This is a genomic window from Hymenobacter elongatus (assembly GCF_004745955.1).
Classification (GTDB): Bacteria; Bacteroidota; Bacteroidia; order Cytophagales; family Hymenobacteraceae; genus Hymenobacter; species Hymenobacter elongatus.
The window spans coordinates 1-837 of sequence record NZ_SRLD01000117.1; the positions used below are offsets into that span (position 1 = coordinate 1).

General features: G+C 69.3%; 1 protein-coding gene and 1 pseudogene. Both read left to right on the top strand.

Annotated elements, in window-relative coordinates:
- Positions 1-266: pseudogene (locus E5J99_RS21010) on the top strand (hypothetical protein); the annotation flags it as partial.
- A 10-nt stretch (positions 267-276) separates the two neighbouring features.
- Positions 277-837, top strand: a 561-nt coding sequence (locus E5J99_RS21015; protein ID WP_135499762.1) for a transposase, incomplete at its 3' end; no start/stop codon positions are given.

Below are 837 nucleotides of genomic sequence, written 5' to 3' on the forward strand. Positions count from 1 at the left end.
TTATCAAATCGCTGCTGCGGCAGCAGCGCGAAACCGGTTCGTTAGCCCCCAAGCCGGCGCGTGGCGGCCGGGCCCGTTTCCTAGATGCGGCGGCCCAGGCCTGGCTGGTCGCCTACGTGGGCCAGCACGTCGACGTGACGCTGGCCGAACTCGGCGCCGCCTGGCAGGCCAGCGGCGGCCGGCCCGTGGGCCAGACCTGCTTGTGGCAAGTGCTCCACGAGCACCGGCTGCGGCGCCAAAAAAAGCCGGCACGCCACGGAACGTGATACGCCCCGTGTGCAGGAAGCGCGCCGCCACTACGTACAGACCGTCGTGCCCTGCCCCGATGTGGCCTGGTTTCACTTCCTGGACGAGACGGGCCTGGACCAGTGCCGCCGCTATGCCCGGGCCCGGGGCGGACGGCGGGTGGGACAGGCTGTGCCGCTGAATCGGGGCCGGAGCCGGACCTTGATCGGGGCCTTGTCCGTGCGCGGGCTACACGGGGTACAGGTCTTGTCTGCCCCGCTAACCCAGCGCAGCTTTGCCCTTTACATCGCCCGCATTCTGGCCCCGCAGCTACGCCGCGGCGACGTGCTGGTGCTCGGTAACCTGCGCGTGCATCACCTGACGGGCCTACGCCAGTGGCTGGGCAAGCGCGGCGTCGAAGTGCTGTTTCTGCCGCCCTACTCGCCTGACTTTTCGCCCATCGAGCAGGCCTGGAGCAAGCTCAAAACCAAGCTGCGGGCCGCGCAGGCCCGCACCGAGCAGGCCCTCAAGGCGGCCTTGCACGAGGCCATCGCCTGGATCAGCAGCCCCGATGCCCGCCACTGGTTTGCCCACTGCGGCTATCACGTACCG